The following is a 23034-nucleotide window of genomic DNA, read 5'->3' as shown; positions in this document are numbered from 1 at the left end:
GATCCTGGCACCGGAGCCGACGGCCTTGAGCCGTCCCCGTCGAGCCGTCCCCGTCGAGTCGGGGGCCGGGGAGACGCGGGATCAACCGACGGTCACCACCCGTGCCCACGCGGGTGGGCCGTCGGGGCGGTACTCGGGATCGGACTCGTCGTAGGACGAGCCCCCGTGGTGACGGCCGAACAGCCCCACGACCGTCCGGCACGCCGGCCGACGGGACGGCCACGGGGTCTGACCGTCGGTCAGGACCACCACGACGTCCGGACGGGGCCGGGACTCCAGGGCCCGGGTGAAGCCCGTACGCAGGTCCGTTCCCCCGCCGCCGAGCAGCTCGACGCCCTCCGTGTCCCCGCACAGGGGGCGGACCCGGCCCGCCGCCGCGTCGCACGGCAGTACGCCGACGAGATCGCCGCGGCCGCCCACCGCCCGCGAGATCGCCGCCACCTCCAGCAGCGCACTGCCCAGTTCGGCGTCGCTGACCGATCCCGAGGTGTCGATCACGACGACGACCCGCGTCGGTCTGCGCCGCAGGCTCGGCAGGACGGCGCCGGGAACCGCGGCCGAGCGCCGGGCCGGTCTGCCGTAGACGTAGTCCTCTCCCGTGCCGGGCGCGGAGGCCGCCGAGCGCACGGCCGCACCCAGCAACTGCCGCCACGGCTGCGGCGGATGGAATGCCTCCTCCGCCCACCTCCGCCACCCGGCGGGCGCGCTCCCCGGACGTCCGTCGATCCCCCGCGCCACGCGGAAGCGGACCGCGTCCCGTTCCTGCGGGCTGAGCCCGTACGCCCCGTCCGGGCCCAGGTCCCAGGGGCGCGGGAGACCGTCCGCGCCGCTGCCGCACTCCAGCCACGCCAGGTGGGCGGTGTGCGGCCCCAGCCGGAACTGGCGGAGGTAGTCCTCCATCAGCTCGCCGTCCCGCAGGCCGAGGTGCCCGGGGAGGACGGCCCCCTCGGGCTCTGCCAGGCCGTCACCGAAGACGTCGTCGTTGATCTCGCAGTCGGCCGCGATGTTCATCCGCAGCCGCTCGGCCGCGCCGCTCAGCTCGTGCCGGTGCGCGTAGCGGTCGCTGCGCCCGTGGTGGTCGCGCAGCAGGTGGGACACCTCGTGCACCCACGTCCCGGCCAGCTCCTCCACAGGGGTGCGGTCCACGTAGGCGGGCGACACGTAACACCTCCAGTGCGCGTCGACGGCCATGGTCGGTACCCGGCTGCTCTCCACGGGGTGCAGGGCGAACAGTGCCGTCGCCAGATAGGGACGGACCCGCGCGGCCTGCAGGCGGGCGGCGAAGAGCTTGCCCGTGTCCAGAGCGCTCCCGGGGACGGCGCGGGGCGCGACCGGCCGGCCGGGGGCGGAACCGTTCACCGGTCCGCCCGCGCCACGGACAGGGCCCGGACCGTCGCCAGTTCGGCCCGCCGGGACACCGAGACCGCCCCGGCCAGCCCTTCGATCGACACCGGCACGTCCCAGTCTTCGCGGCGCAGGGAGGCGAGCGTCGTCGCCGGGACGACCAGCAGGTCCGGGGCACCGGTCTCCGCCGCCCTCGCCAACAGCGCCCACGCGGCGTCCCACCGGGCTCGCTCCGGTCGGGCGCGGACCGCGGCGACCACCGCGTCCAGGGCCGCCTGCCGCAGGTCGCCTCGGTCCGGCAGCTCCGCGCCGCCGGGATCGGCCAGCAGTTCCTCCGGGTCCGGCAGGTCCATCCTGTCCAGGTAGGCCAGCAGCTCCAGCCCGGGACCGTCGCCCACCGTGCCTCTGACGAGCAGCGACAGGACGTCGCGCGACGCGTCGGCGGCTGTGGCGAACGCGATCAGGCACAGTGCCATGTCCCAGCTGCGGGGCGAGGGCCAGGCGCCGCCCCGCAGGGCCTCGCCGGAGGGCAGCCGGTGCACCAGGGCGGGCCGCGCGCCCAGCAGTCCGCACACCGCGCGGCGGGCGAACGCCACGGCCTCGGGCAGCCGGCCGGCATCGAGCGTCGGCAGCGTGGCCCGGGGCCAGACACCACCGAGGCCACGCACCACGACCTCGGCGTCGTGGACCCACCGCAGGTGGACGAACCGGTTGGCGAGCGGCGGACTCAGTTCCCAGCCGTCGGCGGCGGAGGACCGGGGATTGGCGGCGGCCACGATGCGGACGCCGGGCGGCAGCCGCAGAGCGCCGACCCGGCGCTCCAGTACCAGCCGCAGCAGCGCCGCCTGCACCGCGGGCGGCGCGGTGGACAGTTCGTCGAGGAACAGGAGGCCGCGTCCCGCCCGTACGAGCCGTACCGCCCAGTCCGGTGGAGCCATCGGGATGCCGTTCTCCGCCGGATCGTCCCCGATGACGGGGAGTCCGGAGAAGTCCGACGGCTCGTGCACGCTCGCGATCACCGTGGTCAGCGGCAGGTCCAGGGTGGTGGCGAGCTGGGTGAGCGCGGCCGTCTTGCCGATGCCGGGCTCGCCCCACAGCAGGACGGGCAGGTCGGCCGACACGGCCAGGGTCAGCGCCTCCAACTGCGCGTCCGGGCGTGGTGCGGTGGTCGTGTCGCGCAGCAGCGCCAGCAGCTCCCCCGACACGTCGAGGCGCGTGGCCGGTCCGGAGAGGGAGGAGGCGAAGGGGGCGGTGGCCGGGGCGGAGGCGGCGGAGGGATCCGTCGGCTGCGGCGCCGGGGAGAACGGGGTGTACGTGGGCATGAGGCATCACCTGAGGGGTCGTCGAAGGCGGTCGCGGCCCGCGGACGGACGCGCGAGGGGTAAGGAGGGGCGGACCGAAGCGGATCCGCTTCCGGAAGAGGTCAGCGAGAGGCCGCTTGCCGGGGCCGGGAACGGTGGGTGGCGGGGCGGGAAGGCGCGCGGCCGGGTGGCTCCTGCCGCCCGGGGCCGCCACCGGTCAGTCCAGCCCTGAACAGGCCGTGCCTGACCCGCTGTCCGGCGGCCTCGTGGAGCGCGTCGCGCAGATCGCCGTCGCGCAGGAGCGCCCCGGCCCCGAGCGTGCTCTCGACCCTGGCCAGCGCGCCGGTGGCATCGCCGTGCGCCAGCCGGTCACGGACGTCGGCGAGCCGGCCCGGGCGGCGGTGCGCCGCGTCGATGACCTGGAGGCAGGGGAGCGGCGTGCCGGTGAGCGCGGCGAGGAGTTCCTCCCGCCGGATCTCTGCGGGGTCGTGGTCCAGCGGGGCCAGCGCTCCGTCGACCAGGCCGATCCGGTGCCGCGAGCCTCGGCACTCCACGACGCGTGGCACCGCGTCGTCCGTGCCCGTGGACTCGTCCGCGCCGGGGCCGTCCCGGCCTGCTCCCGGCGCCAGGGCCGCCGCTACCAGGGGGTGCAGCCGGCCGGCCGCGATCCAGCCGCCGCGCAGCAGTTCCAGATCGGGCAGGACCCAGGTGGCGGCGTCGGGGAGGACCGGCAGCCCTGGGCAGGCGCCCGCCCGTGCGAGGTATGCCGACCGCACCTCCATGGTTCCGTCACTTCCCCCCGGCCTGACGGGAGATGGGCGTACGTCCAGCAGGAGCCGGCGCCGGGCGCCGAGGCGGACCGCGACCCGGCCTCCCCCGGGACGTTCCTCCGCCCTCAGCAGCAGGGCCGCCTCGGCGGCCCACCTGTCGAGTGCGAACCGCTCCGGGTCCGGAACCGACGAGGCCCACGTGGGCGGGGGCCGGCGGTGCGGTCCGCGCGAGGCGGCAACGTCCCCGGAACGCGCGCGCAGTTCACCGCTGCGGCTCGCGTCCCACAGATGGCGGTGCAGGTCGAGCCGGAATCGACGGTCGGGGGCGCGGTAACCGCGCGGCCCGGACTCCCGGCCGGATGGCACCGCTCCGTCCCACACGGCGAGGCTGATCCGCTGCCCGGAGCCCGCCCAGGCTGGTGCGGTGCGCGCCACGAGGTCCACCGGGCGTGCGTGCCCGGGCTCGGCGTACCGGGCGAGGACGAGGGTCGTACCCGGCCGCAGGAAGCCGTCGGGCGCGGTCCTCGGCAGGTGCCACCGCAGCAGATCGGGTGCCAGCCGGCGCAGGTCCGCCCGGAGGCGGGCCGCCGTGTCACCGCCGTGGACGCGGGAGACGGAACGCAGGTCGAGGTCGACGTCGAATCCGGCGGCGGCGCACGCCCCCGCCCAGTCGCCGACGGTGCGCCGGGCCGTCGCCGTACGGATCATGAGGGGCGGCACGGCGACGTCGCGCACGTGCAGCCAGAGGGAAAGGCGGGAATCTCCGAACGCGGTCCCGGTGAGCATCAGCACTCACCTTGCGCGGACGGGACCCCCAATCTGCGAACACATCGAGTAGTCATCGGCGGGAGCGTAGCCCGGACGGCCCGCGGGGGCCACACCTTTTGGGCCAGGACGCCGGGGCCTCGGCCTTCGGCACCGTCAGCGGGCCACCCGTGGCGGAGGGGTGCCCTGGTTTCCCCCGGCTCCGCACGAACGCACATGATGGCACTCCCGCCCGGGTCACCGACACCTCCGGAGGACAACGCATGGCAGAGAAAGCAGCGCCCGCCGACGACCTGCCGCTGTCCGGCATCACGGTCGTGAGCATCGAGCAGGCGGTCGCCGCACCCTTCGCCACCCGCCAACTCGCCGACCTCGGCGCGCGGGTGATCAAGGTGGAGCGCCCGGACGGCGGCGATTTCGCCCGCGCCTACGACACCACGGTGCACGGCCAGTCCAGCTACTTCGTGTGGCTGAACCGGTCCAAGGAGTCGGTGACGCTCGACCTGAAGTCCGAGGAGGGGCGGGGCATCCTGGAGGAACTCCTGTGCACGGCCGACGTGTTCGTGCAGAACCTCGCACCCGGAGCCGCCGCACGCATGGGCCTGGGAGCCGAGGCACTGGCGGAGCGCTTCCCGTCGCTCATCCCCTGTTCCGTCACGGGCTACGGATCGAGTGGCCCCTGGGCCGACCGCAAGGCCTATGACCTGCTGGTGCAGTGCCAGACCGGCCTGGTCTCCCTGACGGGCAGTGCCCGGGAGGCCGCCCGGGCCGGGGTGTCGGTCGCCGACATCGCGGCGGGCATGTACGCGTACAGCGGCATCCTCACCGCCCTGTTCACGCGTGCGACCCGCGGCACCGTGCGCGCCGTGGAGGTCTCGCTGTTCGAGGCGCTGGCGGAGTGGATGGGCCAGCCCGCCTACTACACGGCGTACAGCGGCACCCAGCCGCCCCGGGTCGGCACCCGGCACGCCACCATCGCCCCGTACGGCACCTACGCGGCGGCCGACGGCAGGGACGTCCTGCTGTCCGTGCAGAACGAGCGTGAATGGGCCGCCCTGTGCGAGCGGTTCCTCGGCGCGCCCGCCCTCACCGACGACCCCCGCTTCGCCACCGGGTCCGCCCGGGTGCGCCACCGCGACGAGGTCGACGCGCTCGTGGCCGAGCGGATCGCCCTGTCGGACAGCGCCGAGGTGATGAAGCTGCTCGACACCATCGGCATCGCCAACGCGCCGGTCAACGACGTGAAGCAGTTCCTGGAGCATCCCGTGCTGTCCGGCCGGGACCGCTGGCGGGACGTGCCCGTACCCGGCGGGGAGACGGTGAAGGCCCTCATCCCGCCCGTCGACCTGGCCGGCACCACCCCGCGCATGGAGGCCGTCCCCGCCCTCGGTGAGCACACCGAGCGGATCCTGGCGGAGCTGGGGCGGACACCCGCCCGGATCGACGAACTGCGCGCCCGCGGCGCCGTCTGAGCAGCTCGCCGGCCCCCGCACCCACGGCGGCTCGCAGCGCCGTCCGGCCATCCGGGACGCCGGCACGACCGCGGCAAGGAGGCCTCTCCGCATGAGCACCCCCGACGTCCTGTCCGAGGGTGACGCGGTCGGGGTCGTGGGCGCGCACCCGGCGGACGGGCGGTCTCCTCCGAGGGGGCCGCCCAGCTCCGGCACCCACCTGACCGAGCGTTCCGGCGTACCGGAACGCCTTCTTCGTACGGCAGTTGGGCGGTCCACGCCCTTCGTGGCGGTCTGCGGCCCCCGCAGTCGCGGAGGGGCCCGTGCGCGGCACGGTGGGGCTGGATTCGCAAGTGTCATGAACCTTGTCAGTCGGGGCCGGGCCGCTCTATTGTCACGAACAGAAAGCGCTTTCCCCTCCTGGGCGCCGTTCCGGTGGAAGCGTGCGTCGTGACGGCCTCGCGACGCACGTGCATGAGCCGCCACCGGTTCGGCACAGGGCCTGCTCAGGGGTCGGGTCACGGCTGAAGGGCCGTCCCGGCCGCATCGAGAAGTTCCTGCACAACCAGCCTCGGAGGCTGCCCCCCTGACCGGGCGGCAGCCCCGGAGGCTCGCCGTTGCGACCGCGGCACGAAGCAGCTGATCACCTCAGCATGCGCAGACGAATGGGGACACGAACATGAGACGATCAGTCGCACGGCGACTGTATGCGGCAGTGGCCACGATGGCGGTCGCGGGCGCGACCGGCGTGGTCCTGACGATGCCCGAGGCATCGGCCGCGGTAGCCGGTGGTGCCACCGGCTACGCGACTCAGAACGGCGGAACCACCGGCGGTGCCGGCGGACAGACGGTGCGGGCCACCACGGGCACCGCGATCCACACGGCGCTGTGCAACCGGGCCAGCGACAGCACCCCGATCATCATCGAGGTCGAGGGGACGATCAACCACGGCAACACCGCGAAGGTGTCGGGCGACAGCTGCAACACCGCCGCCGGGGTGATCGAGCTCAAGCAGATCAGCAACGTCACGATCGTCGGTGTCGGCAGCGGTGCCGTCTTCGACCAGCTGGGCATCCACATACGTGAGTCCAGCAACATCATCATCCAGAACGTGACGGTCAAGAACGTCAAGAAGTCCGGCTCGCCCACGTCCAACGGCGGTGACGCCATCGGCATGGAGAGTGGCGTCCGCAACGTCTGGGTCGACCACACCACGCTCGAGGCTTCGGGCGGCGAGTCGGAGGGCTTCGACGGCCTCTTCGACATGAAGGACAACACGCAGTACGTCACGCTGTCCTACAGCACCCTGCGCAACTCCGGCCGCGGTGGACTCATCGGGTCGAGCGAGACCGAGCTCTCGAACGGCTTCATCACGTACCACCACAACCTGTACGAGAACATCGACTCCCGCGCCCCCCTGCTGCGCGGCGGCATCGCCCACATGTACAACAACTACTACGTGAAGCTGAACGAGTCCGGCATCAACTCCCGGGCCGGGGCGAAGGCGAAGGTCGACAACAACTACTTCAAGGACTCCAAGGACGTCCTGGGCACCTTCTACACCGACGCGGCCGGCTACTGGCAGGTCAGCGGCAACACGTTCGACAACGTGACGTGGTCCGCGCGCGGCAGTGAGAACAACCCGGCGGGTCCGAACCCGACGTCCAACACCACGGTCAGCATCCCCTACGCCTTCACCCTCGACGCGGCGAGCTGTGTGCCCGGCATCGTGGGCCAGACGGCGGGCGCCAACAAGGGCCTGAAGGTGTCGGACGGCAGCTGCTCGCCGACCACGCCCACCCCGACGCCCACCCCGACCCCCGACCCGACGGACCCGACCCCGGACCCGACCGACCCCACGCCGGACCCGACGCAGCCCAGCGGCACCAACCTCAGCCTCGCGGCCGGGGCCGACGGCTCGAGCAAGGCCTCCGGGTCGAGCTACGGCAACGTGCGTGACGGCAACCTGAACACCTTCTGGTCGCCGGCCGGTTCGACCGGCTCCATCTCGGTCAAGTGGTCCACCGCCACCTCCGTGTCGAAGGTCAACATCCGGGAGGCGTCGGGCTCCGCCATCGGCTCCTGGAAGCTGATCAACGGTGACACCGGTGCCGTCCTGAAGTCCGGCAGCGGCTCGGGGACGATCACCATCCCCCAGACCTCACTGAAGAAGGTCACCTTCGAGATCACGGGTTCGACGGGGACGCCGAAGGTCGCCGAATTCGAGACGTACGCCTGACAGTGGCCAGGCCCGGGCACGTGCCCGGGGCCGGCTGCCCCGGAACCGCCGGGGCGGCCGCGGGGCAGGAGGCGGTGAGCCGTGACGACGGCTCGCCGCCGGACATCCCGGAGCGGGGGCCGTCGCCATGCGACGGCCCCCGCTCCTGTCCATGCGACGGCCCCCGCTCCGCGTGTCCGGGAGGCGCCCCCGCGAGCCACCGGCAACAGGGCCTCCCGGACGGCGACCAGCCCCGCGACGAGCCCTGTGATGCAATCGGGGGACCGGGCCGTGTGAGCTCCACACCGGCCGATCCGACCCCGACCCGCGACAAGGAAGCGCCATGACCAGCACAGACTCCACCCCCTCCGCGTCCGCGCCGATCTGGTCAGCGAAGATCTTCGACGGCTCCTGGCGTGCGGCGCGGGGCGGCACCCTGGACGTCATCGCCCCCGCCACCGGCACGACCGTCGCGACCGTGGGCGCGGCCACCGCCGGGGACGTCGACGCCTCCGTCGTGGCGGCCAGGACCGCACAGCGCGTCTGGGCGAAGCTCGGCCACGCCGAGCGTGCGCAGGTCTTCATCAAGGCTTCCGCCCTGCTGGCCGCGGACCCGGACCGCATCGTGCGGTGGCTCGTCCCCGAATCCGGTTCCGGCCAGGGCAAGGCGCGGTTCGAGGTCGGGCTGCTCGTCGCGGAGCTCAACGAGGCAGCCGCGTTGACCTCGGAGCCGTACGGCGAGCTGCTCCGCAGCTCCAAGCCGAGGCTCTCGGCAGTCCGCCGGGTCCCGCTGGGTGTCGTGGGCGTCATCAGCCCGTTCAACTTCCCCGCCATCCTCGCCCTGCGTTCCGTCGCCCCCGCCCTGGCCGCGGGCAACGCGGTGGTCCTCAAGCCCGATCCGCGCACCCCGGTCTCCGGCGGCCTGGCCCTCGCCGAACTGCTGGCCGACGCGGGACTGCCCGAGGGGCTGCTGCACGTCCTGCCCGGCGGCGCCGAGGTCGGTGAGGCCCTGGTCGCGCACCCGGACGTCCCCTGCATCTCCTTCACCGGCTCCACCCCGGCCGGACGGGCCATCGGCACGGCCGCCGGCCCCCTGCTCAAGAAGGTCCACCTCGAACTGGGCGGGAACAACGCCCTCCTGGTCCTCCCGGACGCCGACCTGGAGGCCGCGGCCTCGGCCGGCGCCTGGGGTTCGTTCCTGCACCAGGGCCAGATCTGCATGACCACCGGCCGCCATCTGGTCCACGTGTCGCAGGCCGCCGAGTACGCCGCCAGGCTCGTCGAGAAGGCGAACGCCCTCCCGGTCGGCGATCCCACCGACCCGGCCAACGCCCTCGGCCCGGTCATCGACGAGCGGCAGCGCGACCGGATCCACTCGATCGTCACACGCAGCGTCGAGCAGGGCGCGGTCCTCGCCGCGGGCGGCACCTACGACGGGCTGTTCTACCGGCCCACCGTCCTGACCGACGTCCCGCTGAACTCACCGGCGTTCGCCGAGGAGGTGTTCGGCCCCGTCGCCCCCGTCGTCGCGTACGAGACCGTCGACGAGGCCATCGACCTCGTCAACTCCTCGGAGTACGGGCTGTCCGTGTCGATCCTCACGGGGGACGCCTTCGCCGCGTGGGAGCTCGCCGACCGGATCGAATCGGGCGCGGTGCACATCAACGACCAGACGGTGGACGACGAGGCCGTGGCCCCCTTCGGCGGCAGCAAGGCGTCCGGCACGGGAGGCCGTTTCGGGGGCAGGGCGAGCCTGGACACCTTCTCCGAGGTGCAGTGGATCACCGCGCAGGCGCACATCGAGCGCTATCCCTTCTGACGGTCCGGCGGCCCGTGGAGCTCCAGGACGGCTCGCCCGGGACGGCCCCTCCGCCCCCTCGCAGACCCGACCGGTGCTGCCATCATTGAGCCTGGAATCCCTGGTCCGGCTGGGTGTGCGCCCGAGCCGGGCCTGCTACCTGCCGCCCGGGTGAAGGAGCGCGTGGGCTGACCCGCGCCGCTCCGGCCATCCGCCCTTCCCCCCTGGAGACCCCTTGAGCAGCGAGACCGGCCCCACCCCCGACACCCTCGACGTACAGGCGGTCCGCGCCTGTTTCCCGGCGCTGAAGGCGGGAACGGCCCGCTTCGACGCGCCCGGTGGCACCCAGATGCCCCAGCCGGTCATCGACGCGGTCACGGAGGCGCTCACCCGGCCGCTGGCCAACCGCGGGGTGCTCACGGAGGGCGGGCGCAACGCCGAGGCGATCGTGGCCGGCGCGCGCGGGGCGCTGGCCGATCTGCTCGGATCGGAGGCGGACACGGTGGTGTTCGGCCGCAGCGCCACGCAGCTCGTCTACGATCTGGCGCGCACCCTGGCCAAGGAGTGGGGTCCGGGTGACGAGGTGGTGGTGTCCCGGCTGGACCACGACTCGAACATACGGCCCTGGATCCAGGCCGCGGAGTCGGTGGGAGCGACGGTCCGGTGGGCCGACTTCGATCCCGCGACGGGTGAGCTGGGCACCGGGGACATCGAGGCCGTGCTCTCCCGCCGCACCCGGCTCGTGGCCGTCACCGCCGCCTCCAACCTGATCGGCACCCGCCCCGACATCCCGGCCCTGGCGGCGCTGGTGCACGGGGCCGGCGCGCTCTTCCACGTCGACGCGGTGCACTACGCCTCGCACGCCACGTTGGATCTGACCGCGCTCGGAGCCGACACCCTGGTCTGCTCTCCCTACAAATTCCTCGGGCCGCACCTCGGCGTCCTGACGGGGCGGCGCGAACTGCTGGAGAGCCTGAGGCCGGACAAGCTGCTGCCGTCGTCCGACGCGGTTCCCGAGCGGTTCGAGCTCGGCACGCTGCCGTATGAACTGCTGGCCGGTGCGACGGCCGCCGTGGACTTCCTCGCAGGTCTCGTCCCCGGCGCGGGCAGCCGCCGGGAGGGGCTGGGCCGCGCGTTCACGGCGCTCGCCTCGCACGAGGACCGGCTGCGTGGGCGCATCGAGGAGGGGCTGGCCGCGCTGGACGGCATCACGGTGCATTCGAGGGCGGCACGGCGTACCCCGACGACCCTGTTCACGGTGGCGGGCAGGACGCCGGGAGACGTCTCCCGGCACCTGGCCGAGCGCGGTGTGGACGCGCCGGCCGGATCGTTCTACGCGCTGGAGGCGTCCCGGCGGCTGGGGCTGGGCGACGAGGGCGGCGTACGGGTCGGTCTCGCGCCCTACACGTGTGACGACGACGTCGACCGGCTGCTGAACGCGCTCGACGTGCCGCGCGGCTGAGGCGGCGGACGGCGTCGGCCGGGCGCTCGCTCGGGCCCGGCGGATCAGGGCCGGGGGGCCGTCCCGGGCGGGGCGGCCTCCGGCGGCCAGGGCTCCCGCCTGTCCCGCCCTGCGGGCTGTCCCGCCTTCCCGGCCGTCCGGTGCTCCTGCCCGTTTTCGCCCTCCCGGCCGCGCCTGGTCAGCGCCAGTCGGGAGCGCCCGACGCGGGGGACAGGACGCTCTCGATCTTCGTCCGGATCTCCCGCATGACCGCCACGACCCGGGTCTCGTGCTCCTCGCTGAGCCGTTCCACGGGCACGGAGCAGCTGATCGCGTCGACGGCCGGCGAGTCGTACCGCAGAGCGAACCCGAAGCCCGCGATGCCCGTCACCGTCTCCTCGCGCTCGACGGAGTAGCCGCGTTCGCGCACTCCGGCGAGGTCCGCCAGCAGGGTGGCGCGGTCGGTGTGCGTGTGCTCCGTACGGGGCGTCAGGGGGCCTTCGGGGAGGGGTAGTTCGTCATCCGGGCGCTCGGCGAGCAGAGCCTTGCCGAGCGCTCCGGCGTGGGCCGGGATCCTGCGGCCGACCCTGCTGAGGGTGCGCCGGTACTCATGGGACTCGCGCGTCGCGAGATAGACGACGTTGGGCCCGTCCAGCCGGGCCAGGTGGATCGTCTCGCCGAGCGCGTCCGACGCCTCGTCGAGGTGGGGACGGGCCGCGCGGACGTGCGGGTCGCTGTCCAGGTAGCTCGTCCCCGTGTGCAGGGCGCGGATGCCGATGCCGTAGAGGGACCCGGTCGTGTCGGTGCGTACCCAGCCGCAGTCGATCAGGGTCCGCAGCAGTTGGTACATGCTGCTGCGTGGCACGCCCAGTTCCTCGGCGAGTTCGTCGAGGCGGGCCGGCCGGTCACCCCGTGCGGCGAGGAGTTCGAGCAGCGCGACGGTGCGGGACGCCGACTTCACCCCGCGGACCCCGTTGTTCTCCGGCATCTCCTCATCCTAGATCCGGGCCGCCGTACCCATTGACCCCGTCGCGTTCACCCGCCTAACCTCCGTTCTCATACATGTACGCCATCTGCATATGGGGATGAGAGTTGTGGAGCGGTTCAGCGCGGACACCGAAGGCGTCGCCCAGCGGCTGCGGGACGGCATGGCGAAAGGGGTGCTCTCCTTCCCCCTCACCAGCTTCCGGGACGACGGCGGCCTCGACCTGGAGTCGTACCGGGCGTATCTGACCGCCCAGGTGGCCACCGCCCCCGGCGCCCTGTTCCCGGCCTGCGGGACCGGCGAGTTCGGCGCGCTCGACGAGGACGAGTACCGCGCGGTCGTACGGACGGCGGTCGAGGCCGCCGGCGGCCGGCTGCCCGTGGTCGCGGGCACCGGCTACGGCTGGGCGCAGGCGCTGCGCTTCGCCCGCATCGCGGAGGAGGCCGGAGCCGACGCCCTGCTGGTCATGCCCCACTACCTCGTCGCGGCACCGCAGGACGGCCTGGTCGAGCAGCTCCGCCGGATCGCGGCCGGAACCCGGCTGCCGCTGATCGCCTACCAGCGCGGCCAGGTCACCTTCAACGCCGACGGGGTGCGCCGCATCGCGGAGATCCCCGGCGTCATCGGACTCAAGGACGGGCACAGCGACCTCGACCGGCTCCAGCGCCTCACCCTCGCCGCACCAGGCGGCTTCCTCTTCTTCAACGGCGCCGCCACCGCCGAGATCCAGGCCCGCGCGTACTCCACCGTGGGCGTCCCCGCCTACTCATCGGCCGTCCACGCCTTCGCCCCCGAGATCGCCGACGCCTTCTTCGCCGCGCTGAGGGACGGCGACGACGCGGTGACGCGAAGGCTCCTGCGCGACTTCTACGTCCCTCTGGTCGAGCTGCGCGACCGCGTCCCGGGGTACGCCGTGTCCCTGGTCAAGGCCGCCGCCCGGCTGCGCGGACTTCCCGTCGGTCCCGTGCGCGCCCCGCTCACCGACCCCTGCCCGGGCGACCTCGCCGACCTGGAGCAGGTCCTCGACGCCGGGCTGGACCTGGTCGGCGCCCCGCGCCACCGCTCCGCCTGAGCGACGCCCTCACAGCGCCGGCCCGTCGCTCCCCCCGGGGAGTCCTCGCGGGCCGGCGGTCCGACCGCCCCACCGTCCGACAGTTCAAAGGGGAACTGACATGCCGCTCCTCGTGGTCGGGATCAGCGTTGTCGTGCTGCTGCTCCTGATGACCCGTATGAAACTCAACGGCTTCGCCGCGCTCCTCCTCGTGGCGGTCGGCGTCGCGCTGGTCCAGGGGATCCCGGCGGTCGAGATCCCGGACGTCCTCTCCGCGGGCATCGGGGACCAGATCGGCGACACCATGCTCACCATCGGCCTCGGCGCCATGGTCGGCCGGGTCATGGGCGACTCCGGAGCGGCCCAGCGGATCGCGGGCAGACTGCTCGACGCCTTCGGGCCGCGCGGGGTCCAGCTGGCCATGGTGGTCACGTCCATGCTCATCGGCGTGACCATGTTCTACGAGGTCGCCTTCATCATCATCGTGCCCATCGCGTTCACGCTCGTCAGGGTCACCGGCGTGAACCTGCTGTGGGTGGGCCTGCCGATGTCGATCTCGCTGTCCACCATGCACAGCTTCCTGCCGCCGCACCCCGGCCCCACCGCCGTGGCGGCGACCTTCCACGCCTCCGTCGGACACACCCTCTTCTACGGCCTCTTCATCGCCGTACCCGTGGGTGCGCTCGTCGCGCTGGTCTGGCCGCGCCTGCCGTTCGTCAGGGCCATGAACCCCTCCATGCCCAAGGGTCTGGTCAGTGAGCGCGAGTTCACCGACGAGGAGATGCCGGGCATGGGCTGGTCGCTGTTCGTCGCCCTCTTCCCGGTGGTGCTGATCGCCGGAGCGGCCGTCACCGACATGCTCACGACCGGTGAGAGCCCCGTCCTCCACGGGGTCGCCTTCATCGGGTCGGCGCCCATCGCGCTCCTGCTGGCCCTGCTCCTGGCGGCCTGGGCGTTCGGGCCGCGGATCGGCCGCAGTCTGGCCGACGTCAGCGCGTCCTGCGCCTCGGCGGCCCAGGCGATGGCGATGATCCTCCTGGTCATCGGCGCGGGCGGTGCCTTCAAGAACGTCCTCGTCGAAGGCGGGATATCCGACTACATCAAGGACCTCACGGAGCACTGGTCCGTCTCACCGATCATCCTGGCCTGGCTCATCGCCGCCATCCTGCGCATCGCGCTGGGCTCCGCGACCGTCGCCGTGGTCACCGCCTCCGGCGTGGTGCTGCCGCTCCTGGCGGGCAGCGGCACCCACCCCGAGATGATGGTGCTCGCCGTCTCGTGCGGATCGATCGCCTTCTCCCACGTCAACGACCCGGGGTTCTGGCTGTTCAAGGAGTACTTCAACCTCTCGGTCATCCAGGCGATCAAGGTCCGTACCGGCTACACGACGGTGCTCGCGGTCCTCGGCCTCGGCGGCGTCCTGGCGGCGGAGTGGGCCCTCGACACCCTCAGTCCCTGAACACCTGATCCCACCCCTGCCCCTCTCGTACCCAAGGAATCCGACCCGCATGAACCAGCCGACCGTCACCCACTTCGCCGTCTACCCCGTCGCCGGCCGCGACTGCATGGAGCTGAACCTCTCCGGAGCGCACGGCCCCTTCTTCACCCGCAACATCGTCGTCCTCAAGGACTCCGAGGGGCGTACGGGACTGGGGGAGGTGCCCGGGGGCGAGAAGATCACCCGGACCCTCCGGGACTCCGAGTCGCTGGTCGTCGGCGCGAAGGTGGGCGACTACAAGCGAGTCCTGCGTGAGATCGGGAGCCGGTTCGCGGACCGCGACTCGGGCGGACGCGGCGCCCAGACCTTCGACCTGCGGACCACCGTGCACGCCGTCACGGCCGTCGAGTCGGCGCTGCTCGACCTGCTGGGCCAGCACCTCGACGTCCCGGTCGCGGCCCTGCTGGGCGATGGTCAGCAGCGGGACTCGGTGCGGGTGCTGGGCTACCTCTTCTACGTCGGCGACCCCGACCGCACCGGCCTCGACTACGTCCGCGAGCCCGCGTCCGACGTCGACTGGTACCGCATCCGGCACGAGGAGGCCCTCACGCCCGGGTCGATCGTCCGCCAGGCCGAGGCCGCCTACGACCTCTACGGTTTCAGGGACTTCAAGCTCAAGGGCGGCGTCCTCGCGGGCGCGGAGGAGGTAGAGGCCGTACGCGCCCTCAAGGAGCGCTTCCCCGCCGCGCGCATCACCCTGGACCCCAACGGCGCCTGGTCGCTGCGGGAGGCGGTCGAGCTGTGCGCCCCGCTGGTCGGCACCCTCGCCTACGCGGAGGACCCCTGCGGTGCGGAGGACGGCTACTCGGGGCGCGAGGTCCTCGCCGAGTTCCGACGCGCGACGGGCCTTCCGACCGCGACCAACATGATCGCGACCGACTGGCGGCAGCTGACCCACGCCCTGGCCCTGCAGTCGGTGTCCATCCCGCTGGCCGACCCCCACTTCTGGACCATGCAGGGATCGGTGCGGGTGGCGCAGCTGTGCAACGCGATGGGCCTGACCTGGGGCTGCCACTCCAACAACCACTTCGACATCTCCCTTGCCATGATCACCCACTGCGGTGCCGCGGCCCCGGGTGAGTACAACGCCCTGGACACGCACTGGATCTGGCAGGAGGGCCTGGAACGGCTCACCGTGAACCCGCCCCGGATCGCCGACGGCGAGATCGCCGTTCCGGACGCCCCCGGCCTGGGCGTCGAGCTGGACATGGACCGCCTGCACGCGGCCCACGAGCTCTACCGGCAGGAGGCGCTGGGGGCACGGGACGACGCCGACGCCATGCAGTACCTCGTCCCCGGCTGGACCTTCGACGCCAAGCGGCCCTGCCTGGTGCGGTAGCCACACCAGGATCCGGAGCGGCGGCCGGGAGCCGCCGCTCCGGCCGGCCCGGGCCGGTCTGCGAGAGTGAGCGGACGGACCAGGTCCCGGGCCTGGTGCCACGGTGTGCCGGAGCGGACACTTCCCATGTTGCCGAAGCGGATCGCGGCAGCGACTCCGAGCCCGGCTCGACGACTTCGACGGGGAGCCCGGTCCCGTGAAAGGGATGACACAGTGACCTTGCACGCCGATGTGGCCGAGTTGCTGGCGGGGGCAGGCATCCTCGACGTGGATGTCGACGACGCCGTCGCGGACGAGCACGTGCGGTCGTCCGCGTACCGACGCGTCGTCTCGGTGGCCGTCTCCTCGCGGAGCCGCGACCGGGACCGGGCGCTCGTGGCCACGATCCTGCGCGATCCCCTCGACATGGTGTCCAAGTCGGCGGTGGTCGCCCTCGTGGACGGGATCGCGATGAAGGCCGCCGGGCCTGGCGAATTCCGGCAGTGGACGGACGAACTGAGACCGGAGACGGATCGGTTCCGGACGGCGGGGTACCGCGAGTTCATCCGCCGCCGCATCCAGGACTGGCTGCTCCGTCTGGCCGTCGAGGACGGTCACGTGCCGACACCGGTCGAGTTGTCGAACGCCACGGACTGGATGCAGCGCGTCCTCGCCGAGACGTCGATGTCGCCGGCGGTGCTCGCCCTGCTCGCCGAGTCGGGCAGCACCAGGAAGATCCGGAACATCGCGAGGAACCGAGCGAGGAGCCGTGCGCTGACAACACGGTGACCGGTACCGGCAGATCCCCCGTTCCCCTCGACACCGGGCCCCGCCACTGGAGGCCGGATCGATCCTGCCCCGTACCCATCAGGACACCCTCGTGCGCCGTCACCCGCGGCAGCTCACGCCGTGGCCGGGGCCGACAGGCGGGTCCGGTTCCTACCGGAAGGCGGAGCTGTTGCGCTGGGCCCAGTCGGCGAAGGCGCGGGGTGCGCGGCCGAGGACCCGCTCGACGTCGGGGCTGATCCGCTGCTCGGCCGGACCGGGCTCGCCGAGGATGCCGAGGGTGGTCTCGACCACGGTCTCGGGCATGAACCGCAGCATCTGTGCGCGAGCCTCGTCGCGGGTCTGCTCGACGAACCGGACCGGCTCGCCCAGCGCGTCGCCGATGGCCTCCGCTCCTTGCCGGGGCGTGCTGAGGGCGGGACCGGTCAGTTCGTAGAACCGTCCGGCGTGGCCGTCCTCGCGCAGGGCTGCTGCGGCGACCTCCGCGATGTCGGAGGGGTCGACGGTGGGGAGGCCGACGTCGCCGAACGGCGCGGCGACCGTCCGCCGGGCACGGACGGACTCGGCCCAGGCGTATGCGTTGGAGTGGAAGCCGCCAGGCCGCAGGATGGTCCATTCCGTGCCCGACTGCCGTACGGCTTCCTCCCTGGACCGTCCCACGCCGCCATGGGAGAGCGACTGCGGCCGGGTGACGGTCCCCTGGGAGGACAGCAGCACGACGCGTCCCACTCCGCCGGCCTTCGCGACGTCGAGGATGTCCTGCGGGCTGAACGACTGCACACTGCCACCGCCGTCGTGCAGGAACAGCGCGTCGGCGCCGTCGAGCAGAGGCCGAAGGCTCTCAGGGGCGGTCAGGTCGGCCTGTTGGTGGCGGACACCCTCCGGCAGGACCACCTCCGACCTTCCCCGGGACACCGCCGTCACCTGCTCACCGGCTGCCGCGAGTGCCCGCACCAGCGGTCGGCCGACGTTGCCGGTCGCTCCCAGTACCACGATCATGATCAACTCCCGTGTCAGTTCGCCGTGTTGTTCACGCCCGAGCGGGCGAGAACGCCGCGGGCCGGGGTGGCCTCGCTGCGACACGACGAAAGCTAGCACCGTCGATATAGTAGGTACCTATAGGAAAGTGACTATCCGCGAGGAGCCCGCCCGCGCCGGACTCCGCGTCCGGGCCGGCCTCGAGCCACGGTCCACCGGCGGGCCCGTCGAGCGGCTCTCCGGGCCCCTGGCCCCTTGTCAGGACCGCTGGGCCGCCGTCGCCATGAGCCCGGCCGTCCACGCGCGTACGGCCTCGGTGAGCTCGGGTGTGACGAAGGCCAGAAGCGTGTCGTCCACGGTGCCCGTGGGGCCGATGACCAGTCCGGTACGTCCTTCCAGGGCGGGATCGGTGGCGGCGGCCAAGGGGCCCGTCGCGGCGGACGCGACGGGAGCCGAGACGCCCTTCTGGATCTGCTCCCAGTGGGGTCGCAGGGCCGGCGGCAGTATCTCGATGGTCATCTGCGCCGCGTTGTCGGTCGCGGCGGCGCCCGGGTCGGCGGCGAGGACCGTGACGCCCCGGGGCCCCAGACGCCCGGCGAGCTCCATGGAATAGGCGAGATGGGCCAGCTTGGCCCGTCCGGTGACGGCCAGGCCGTAGTGCGGGCCCGGCGGTTCGGCGTCGTCGAAGACGGTCTGTGCCGCGGCGATCGCGCTCGACGTGACGTTGACGACGCGGCTCGGGGCCGCCGCGGCGAGGGCGTCGAGCAGCACCTCGGTCAGGACACGGGGAGAGAGGTGGTTCAGGACGATGCTCGCCTCGATGCCCTCCGGGCTCTCCCTGCGATCGGTCCACATGCCGCCGACGTTGTTCACCAGCAGATCCAGGGGGCCTTCGCCGGCGAGGCGCTCCCCGATCCGCCGGGTCTCCGCGAGGGAGGACAGATCCGCGCGGACGAAGCGACCCGCCCGGCGCCCGGCGGCCTCGTCGATGCGGGCCACCGCCGCCCCTCCCCGTCCCTCGTCGCGCGCCACGACGGTGACGTCCCACCCCTGACGTGCCAGGCCGAGAGCCGTCTCCATGCCTATGCCGCCGGTGGCGGCCGTCACCACTGCCCTCTTCGGGGTGCGCTCGTTCATCCTGTGCTCCCATTCGACGCTGTGTCCGGAAGGCGGGGCGCCCTCCGTCCGTGCCTCCAGCAGACAGCCCCGGCGCCGATCATGGAAGTTCCGATCCGGCATGGTGCGATGCCCCGACGGCATGGCCTCAGGTGGGGGAGGATGTCCGTATGGGTGACGTCGAGATCCGCCAGGTCCACTACTTCGTCGCTGTGGCCGAGGAGGGCAATTTCACTCGCGCCGCCCGACGGCTGGCGATGACGCAGCCCGCACTCTCCCGGGCGATCCTGGCCCTGGAGAAGACCATGGGCACCACCCTGCTGCTGCGCACCCCACAAGGCGTCACGCTCACGGCTGCCGGCAGCGCGATGCTCGACGAGGGCAGGTCGCTGCTGGCGCAGGCGGGGAACGTGACCGCACGCGTGCGCCGGGTCGCCGAGCAGCGGGCTTCGGTGACGGTGAGCGGTCCCGGCTGCGACATGGCTCTGCTGGACGGGATGGTCCGGTCGTACAACGACACCGACCCGGCCCATCCCGCCCGGACGGCCGTCGGCACGATCGACGACCAGCTCGAACGGCTGAGGTCGGGGCGGGCGGACATCGCGCTGTGGCGCGCACCGCTGCGCGACCCCGGGCTCAGCGGGGTGGTACTGCGCCGTGAAAGCGTCTGCGTGCTGATGGGTGCCGGGCACCCGCTGGCGGGCAGGGACAGCCTGCGCGTCGCCGATCTCGCGGGGGAGCCCCTGCTCGGCTGGGCGGGTACGGGCGCCCCGTTCGACGACCCGGGCTTCTGGCCGGACGGGCTGCCGGGCACGCCGGGCCCCCGGGTGAGCGACGGTCTGCAGATGCTGGCGGTCGTCAGGCTGGGGCAGGCCGTCGCGCTCGCGGCCGCGCCGTCGGAGGGCGCCGGTGCGCCCGAGGGGACCGTCGGCATCCGTCTGGAGGACGGGCCGTCCGTGCCCCTGCGGTTGGTCTGGCCGAAGGAGCGGACGACACCGGGCATCCTTCGCTTCGTCCGGCACACCGTCACGTCGTTCCGGGCGAGGGGGCGGAGCGTGACGACCCCGGTGGAGTGCGGGACGCCCTCGGACGACGGCGCCGGGGAGATCCGGCCCGCCGCGCCGGTCCCCGTGACCTCCTGAGCCTTCGCGGAGCGGGATCCGGACGGGCGCCGGCCGCCGGAAGCCGGAGGGTTACTTGGCATGCCCCTGGGAACCGCTGAGTTCCTCACTCCTGGTCGAGCAGGCCGACGCCGCTCACGCAGCCGTAGCGGCACCTTCCGGCGGCCGCGAGGAGCTGGGGTGACCGGTTTGAGGAAGCGTGTCGCCGCCTACGTGGTCCGGCGCCGCGCCGTCGTCGAGCTTCTGGTGTTCGACCACGTCGGCATGCCGGAGGCGGGAACCCAGGTGCCCGCCGGGGGAGTCGAGCCGGGAGAGGAGCCGGCCGCAGCGGCCCTGCGGGAGGTCGTGGAGGAGACCGGCCTCTCGATCGCCACCGTGATCAGCGAGATCGCCGTGGACGACCGGCCCCACCCCAGGACACGGCAGTCGCGCCGGACCACCTTCTTCCTGCTCCTGGCGCCGGCGGACACCCCGGACGCGTGGCACCACCGGGTGCGGGGCAGCGGCGACGACGCCGGTCTCCTCTTCGCCTGCCGCTTCCTCCCTCTTCCCCTGCGGCAGCCGCTCGCCGATGGTCAGGACGCATGGCTGGGGCGGTGCGAGCCCCTCTTTCCGGAGTGACCGGGGTGAGGAACAACCGGTAGGCCGGGACTCCGAAGATCTTGCGCCGCCGGCCATATACCCCCTACCGGTATGCGTGGACGACTTGCGATGGATACGGGTGGGGGGTATACATGCAAGGAGTGGCTGATACCCACTAGGGGTATATTGGTTCCCGTTCGGACAGGAGCAGGAGATGACTCCCACGACTTCCGGCGCCGCCCGGGTCGAGCTCGCCATCGGCGGCATGACCTGCGCCTCGTGCGCGGCGCGCATAGAGAAGAAGCTCAACCGCATGGAGGGGGTCGAGGCCTCCGTCAACTACGCCACGGAGAGGGCCGGGGTCACCTACGCCGAGGACGTCTCGGTCGACGACCTGATCGCCACGGTCGAGGCCACCGGCTACACCGCCCGGCGGCCGCCCCCGCGTCGCCCCCGAGGCGACGACTCCAGGACCGCGCCCGACGGCCGGAGCGAGGAAGGACCCGCCGACGAGCTCCTGTCCCTGCGCCGGAGGCTCGTCACCGCGGCCCTGCTCGCGGTGCCGGTCATCGCGATGGCGATGGTCCCGGCCCTCCAGTTCGAGTACTGGCAGTGGCTCTCCCTCACGCTCGCCGCGCCGGTCGTCACCTACGCGGCCTGGCCCTTCCACCGCGCCGCCTGGACCAACGCCAGGCACGGTGCGGCGACGATGGACACCCTGATCTCGGTCGGTACGTCGGCCGCGTTCCTGTGGTCCTTGTGGGCGCTGTTCTTCGGAACGGCCGGGATGCCCGGCATGACGCATCCGTTCGAGTTCACGATCGGCCGCAGCGACGGCGCGGGGAACATCTATCTGGAGGCCGCGGCCGGTGTCACGGCCTTCGTCCTGGCCGGCCGGTACTTCGAGGCCCGCTCGAAGCGCAAGGCGGGAGCCGCGCTCAGGGCGCTCATGGAGATGGGTGCCAAGGAGGCCACGGTGCTGCGGGACGGCCGTGAGATCACTCTGCCCGCGGCCGCCCTGCGGGCCGGAGACCGATTCCTGGTCCGCCCCGGCGAGAAGATCGCCACGGACGGGAGGGTGGTCGAGGGGTCCTCGGCCGTGGACGTCTCGATGCTCACCGGTGAGTCGGTGCCCGTCGAGGTCTCCGCGGGTGACTCCGTCACCGGGGCCACACTGAACGCCGGCGGACGCCTGGTCGTCGAGGCCACCAGGGTCGGATCCGACACCCAGCTGGCCCGGACGGCCGCGCTCGTCGAGGAGGCCCAGAACGGGAAGGCCGCCGCTCAGCGCCTGGCCGACCGGATCTCGGCGGTGTTCGTGCCGGTCGTCATAGCCCTGGCACTCGCCACCCTCGGCTTCTGGCTCGGCTCGGGCGCCGGACTCACCGCGGCCTTCACCGCCGCCGTAGCGGTACTGATCATCGCCTGCCCCTGCGCGCTCGGGCTGGCGACGCCCACCGCACTCCTGGTCGGCACCGGACGCGGGGCGCAACTGGGCATTCTGATCAAGGGGCCGGAGGTCCTCGAGAACACCCGGAAGGCCGACACGATCCTCCTCGACAAGACGGGTACCGTCACCACGGGCCGTATGGCGCTGCTGAGGGTCCACACCACCGGGTCCACGGACGAGGCCGAAGTCCTGCGTCTGGCCGGTGCGCTGGAGCACTCCTCCGAGCACCCGATCGCCCGCGCGGTCGCCGAGGGCGCGGGCGCGAGGGTGGGTGCTCTGCCCTCTCCCGAGAGCTTCGCGGGCATCGCCGGCCTCGGTGTCCAGGGTGTCGTGGACGGTCACGCCGTCCTGGTGGGCCGCGAGAAACTGCTGGCCGAACGGGGCGTCGTGCTTCCCGAGGAGCTCGGCAGCGCCAAGTACCTGGCCGAGAAGGGCGGGAGCACCGTGATCGCCGTGGCCTGGGACGGTGAGGCGCGCGCGGTCATCGAGGTCGCGGACGCCGTCAAGGAGACCAGCGCCGAGGCGGTCCGGAGGCTGCGCGCCCTGGGACTGAAGCCCGTCCTGCTGACCGGGGACAACAGGGCCGTCGCCGAAGCCGTCGCTGCCGAAGTCGGTATCGCCGAGGTCATCGCCGAGGTCATGCCGCAGGACAAGGCCGAGGTCGTCAGGAAGCTACAGGCGGAGGGGCGCACCGTCGCCATGGTCGGCGACGGCGTCAACGACGCGGCCGCGCTCGCCCAGGCGGACCTGGGTCTGTCCATGGGGACCGGCTCGGATGCCGCCATCGAGGCCGGTGACCTGACCCTCGTGCGCGGGGACCTGAGGGTGGCGGCCGACGCGATCCGGCTCGCCCGCAGGACGCTCGGCACGATCCGCTCGAATCTGTTCTGGGCCTTCGCCTACAACGTGGCGGCCCTCCCGCTCGCCGCGGCCGGTCTGCTCAGTCCCATGATCGCGGGAGCGGCCATGGCTCTCTCGTCGGTCTTCGTCGTCGGCAACAGCCTCCGCCTGCGCGGCTTCCGGGCGGCCGGCTGAGGCGGCTCGCCTCCCGGGCCGTGGCA

At 72.8% G+C, this 23034-nt stretch carries 17 protein-coding genes; 11 read left to right on the top strand and 6 right to left on the bottom strand.

Annotation, left to right across the window (positions count from 1 at the left end; all coding sequences use genetic code 11):
- Positions 1-81 precede the first annotated feature (81 nt).
- The 3 genes from ACIRJR_RS00850 to ACIRJR_RS00840 form a co-directional block, all read right to left on the bottom strand.
- Positions 82-1359 (bottom strand): VWA-like domain-containing protein, encoded by a 1278-nt coding sequence (locus ACIRJR_RS00850; protein ID WP_403771769.1) that lies wholly within the window; start codon positions 1357-1359, stop codon positions 82-84.
- Positions 1356-2666, bottom strand: coding sequence for an AAA family ATPase (locus ACIRJR_RS00845; RefSeq protein WP_403771766.1), 1311 nt, complete (start codon positions 2664-2666; stop codon positions 1356-1358). The genes ACIRJR_RS00850 and ACIRJR_RS00845 overlap by 4 nt, the downstream gene beginning before the upstream one ends.
- 101 nt (positions 2667-2767) lie before the next feature.
- Positions 2768-4201: a hypothetical protein gene (locus tag ACIRJR_RS00840; RefSeq protein ID WP_403771764.1), complete on the bottom strand. Its 1434-nt coding sequence runs from the start codon at positions 4199-4201 to the stop codon at positions 2768-2770.
- A 242-nt stretch (positions 4202-4443) separates the two neighbouring features.
- On the opposite strand from ACIRJR_RS00840, the gene ACIRJR_RS00835 reads away from it, so the two are divergent.
- From ACIRJR_RS00835 to ACIRJR_RS00820, 4 genes are all read left to right on the top strand, one after another.
- Positions 4444-5652 (top strand): CaiB/BaiF CoA transferase family protein, encoded by a 1209-nt coding sequence (locus tag ACIRJR_RS00835; RefSeq protein ID WP_403771761.1) that lies wholly within the window; start codon positions 4444-4446, stop codon positions 5650-5652.
- 658 nt (positions 5653-6310) lie between these two features.
- Positions 6311-7870 (top strand): polysaccharide lyase family 1 protein, encoded by a 1560-nt coding sequence (locus ACIRJR_RS00830; protein ID WP_403771759.1) that lies wholly within the window; start codon positions 6311-6313, stop codon positions 7868-7870.
- A 322-nt stretch (positions 7871-8192) separates the two neighbouring features.
- Positions 8193-9668, top strand: coding sequence for an aldehyde dehydrogenase family protein (locus ACIRJR_RS00825; protein ID WP_403771756.1), 1476 nt, complete (start codon positions 8193-8195; stop codon positions 9666-9668).
- A gap of 214 nt (positions 9669-9882) precedes the next feature.
- The gene (locus tag ACIRJR_RS00820) at positions 9883-11109 is read left to right on the top strand and encodes a cysteine desulfurase-like protein (protein ID WP_403771753.1); all 1227 of its coding nucleotides are present in this window, start codon (positions 9883-9885) and stop codon (positions 11107-11109) included.
- A gap of 178 nt (positions 11110-11287) precedes the next feature.
- On the opposite strand, the gene ACIRJR_RS00815 is transcribed toward ACIRJR_RS00820, so the two are convergent.
- Positions 11288-12076 (bottom strand): IclR family transcriptional regulator, encoded by a 789-nt coding sequence (locus ACIRJR_RS00815; protein ID WP_403771750.1) that lies wholly within the window; start codon positions 12074-12076, stop codon positions 11288-11290.
- Positions 12077-12173: 97 nt separating this feature from the next.
- Here ACIRJR_RS00815 and ACIRJR_RS00810 point away from each other — a divergent pair, with 97 nt between their 5' ends.
- The 4 genes from ACIRJR_RS00810 to ACIRJR_RS00795 all read left to right on the top strand — a co-directional run bounded on the left by ACIRJR_RS00810 (position 12174) and on the right by ACIRJR_RS00795 (position 16729).
- Positions 12174-13145, top strand: a complete 972-nt coding sequence (locus tag ACIRJR_RS00810) for a 5-dehydro-4-deoxyglucarate dehydratase (protein ID WP_403771747.1) — start codon at positions 12174-12176, stop codon at positions 13143-13145.
- Positions 13146-13245: 100 nt separating this feature from the next.
- Positions 13246-14583 carry a gluconate:H+ symporter gene (locus ACIRJR_RS00805; RefSeq protein ID WP_403771744.1) on the top strand — a complete coding sequence of 446 codons (1338 nt, stop codon included), beginning with the start codon at positions 13246-13248 and terminating at the stop codon, positions 14581-14583.
- A 49-nt stretch (positions 14584-14632) separates the two neighbouring features.
- Complete coding sequence (locus ACIRJR_RS00800) at positions 14633-15961, top strand: enolase C-terminal domain-like protein (protein ID WP_403771741.1); 1329 nt, start codon at positions 14633-14635, stop codon at positions 15959-15961.
- Positions 15962-16174: 213 nt separating this feature from the next.
- Positions 16175-16729 (top strand): hypothetical protein, encoded by a 555-nt coding sequence (locus tag ACIRJR_RS00795; RefSeq protein ID WP_403771738.1) that lies wholly within the window; start codon positions 16175-16177, stop codon positions 16727-16729.
- Between the two features lie 150 nt (positions 16730-16879).
- Here ACIRJR_RS00795 and ACIRJR_RS00790 read toward each other — a convergent pair whose 3' ends face one another.
- Positions 16880-17725 (bottom strand): SDR family oxidoreductase, encoded by an 846-nt coding sequence (locus tag ACIRJR_RS00790; RefSeq protein WP_403771735.1) that lies wholly within the window; start codon positions 17723-17725, stop codon positions 16880-16882.
- A gap of 237 nt (positions 17726-17962) precedes the next feature.
- Positions 17963-18841 carry an SDR family NAD(P)-dependent oxidoreductase gene (locus tag ACIRJR_RS00785; RefSeq protein WP_403771732.1) on the bottom strand — a complete coding sequence of 293 codons (879 nt, stop codon included), beginning with the start codon at positions 18839-18841 and terminating at the stop codon, positions 17963-17965.
- A gap of 149 nt (positions 18842-18990) precedes the next feature.
- Between ACIRJR_RS00785 and ACIRJR_RS00780 the strand changes: the two genes are divergently transcribed.
- The 3 genes from ACIRJR_RS00780 (at position 18991) to ACIRJR_RS00770 (ending at position 23008) form a co-directional block, all read left to right on the top strand.
- On the top strand, positions 18991-19962 hold the full coding sequence (locus ACIRJR_RS00780) for a LysR family transcriptional regulator (protein ID WP_403771729.1): 972 nt from the start codon (positions 18991-18993) through the stop codon (positions 19960-19962).
- Positions 19963-20121: 159 nt separating this feature from the next.
- Entirely contained in the window at positions 20122-20562 is a 441-nt protein-coding gene (locus ACIRJR_RS00775) for an NUDIX domain-containing protein (RefSeq protein ID WP_403771726.1), read from the top strand.
- Positions 20563-20737: 175 nt separating this feature from the next.
- Complete coding sequence (locus ACIRJR_RS00770) at positions 20738-23008, top strand: heavy metal translocating P-type ATPase (protein WP_403771723.1); 2271 nt, start codon at positions 20738-20740, stop codon at positions 23006-23008.
- Positions 23009-23034: the final 26 nt, after the last annotated feature.

This window comes from Streptomyces sp. NPDC102402, assembly GCF_044765765.1.
Taxonomy (GTDB): Bacteria; Actinomycetota; Actinomycetes; order Streptomycetales; family Streptomycetaceae; genus Streptomyces.
The sequence above is the reverse complement of the archived record's forward strand: the minus strand, read 5'-3'. Positions and strand labels throughout refer to the sequence as shown.

Excerpts from the sequence above, each read along its gene's own strand:
- ACIRJR_RS00845 (WP_403771766.1), bottom strand. The coding sequence starts at position 2,666 with ATGCCCACGTACACCCCGTTCTCCCCGGCGCCGCAGCCGACGGATCCC.
- ACIRJR_RS00840 (WP_403771764.1), bottom strand. The coding sequence starts at position 4,201 with ATGCTCACCGGGACCGCGTTCGGAGATTCCCGCCTTTCCCTCTGGCTG.
- ACIRJR_RS00835 (WP_403771761.1), top strand. The coding sequence starts at position 4,444 with ATGGCAGAGAAAGCAGCGCCCGCCGACGACCTGCCGCTGTCCGGCATC.
- ACIRJR_RS00830 (WP_403771759.1), top strand. The coding sequence starts at position 6,311 with ATGAGACGATCAGTCGCACGGCGACTGTATGCGGCAGTGGCCACGATG.
- ACIRJR_RS00825 (WP_403771756.1), top strand. The coding sequence starts at position 8,193 with ATGACCAGCACAGACTCCACCCCCTCCGCGTCCGCGCCGATCTGGTCA.
- ACIRJR_RS00815 (WP_403771750.1), bottom strand. The coding sequence starts at position 12,076 with ATGCCGGAGAACAACGGGGTCCGCGGGGTGAAGTCGGCGTCCCGCACC.
- ACIRJR_RS00810 (WP_403771747.1), top strand. The coding sequence starts at position 12,174 with ATGAGAGTTGTGGAGCGGTTCAGCGCGGACACCGAAGGCGTCGCCCAG.
- ACIRJR_RS00805 (WP_403771744.1), top strand. The coding sequence starts at position 13,246 with ATGCCGCTCCTCGTGGTCGGGATCAGCGTTGTCGTGCTGCTGCTCCTG.
- ACIRJR_RS00800 (WP_403771741.1), top strand. The coding sequence starts at position 14,633 with ATGAACCAGCCGACCGTCACCCACTTCGCCGTCTACCCCGTCGCCGGC.
- ACIRJR_RS00790 (WP_403771735.1), bottom strand. The coding sequence starts at position 17,725 with ATGATCGTGGTACTGGGAGCGACCGGCAACGTCGGCCGACCGCTGGTG.
- ACIRJR_RS00785 (WP_403771732.1), bottom strand. The coding sequence starts at position 18,841 with ATGAACGAGCGCACCCCGAAGAGGGCAGTGGTGACGGCCGCCACCGGC.
- ACIRJR_RS00780 (WP_403771729.1), top strand. The coding sequence starts at position 18,991 with ATGGGTGACGTCGAGATCCGCCAGGTCCACTACTTCGTCGCTGTGGCC.
- ACIRJR_RS00770 (WP_403771723.1), top strand. The coding sequence starts at position 20,738 with ATGACTCCCACGACTTCCGGCGCCGCCCGGGTCGAGCTCGCCATCGGC.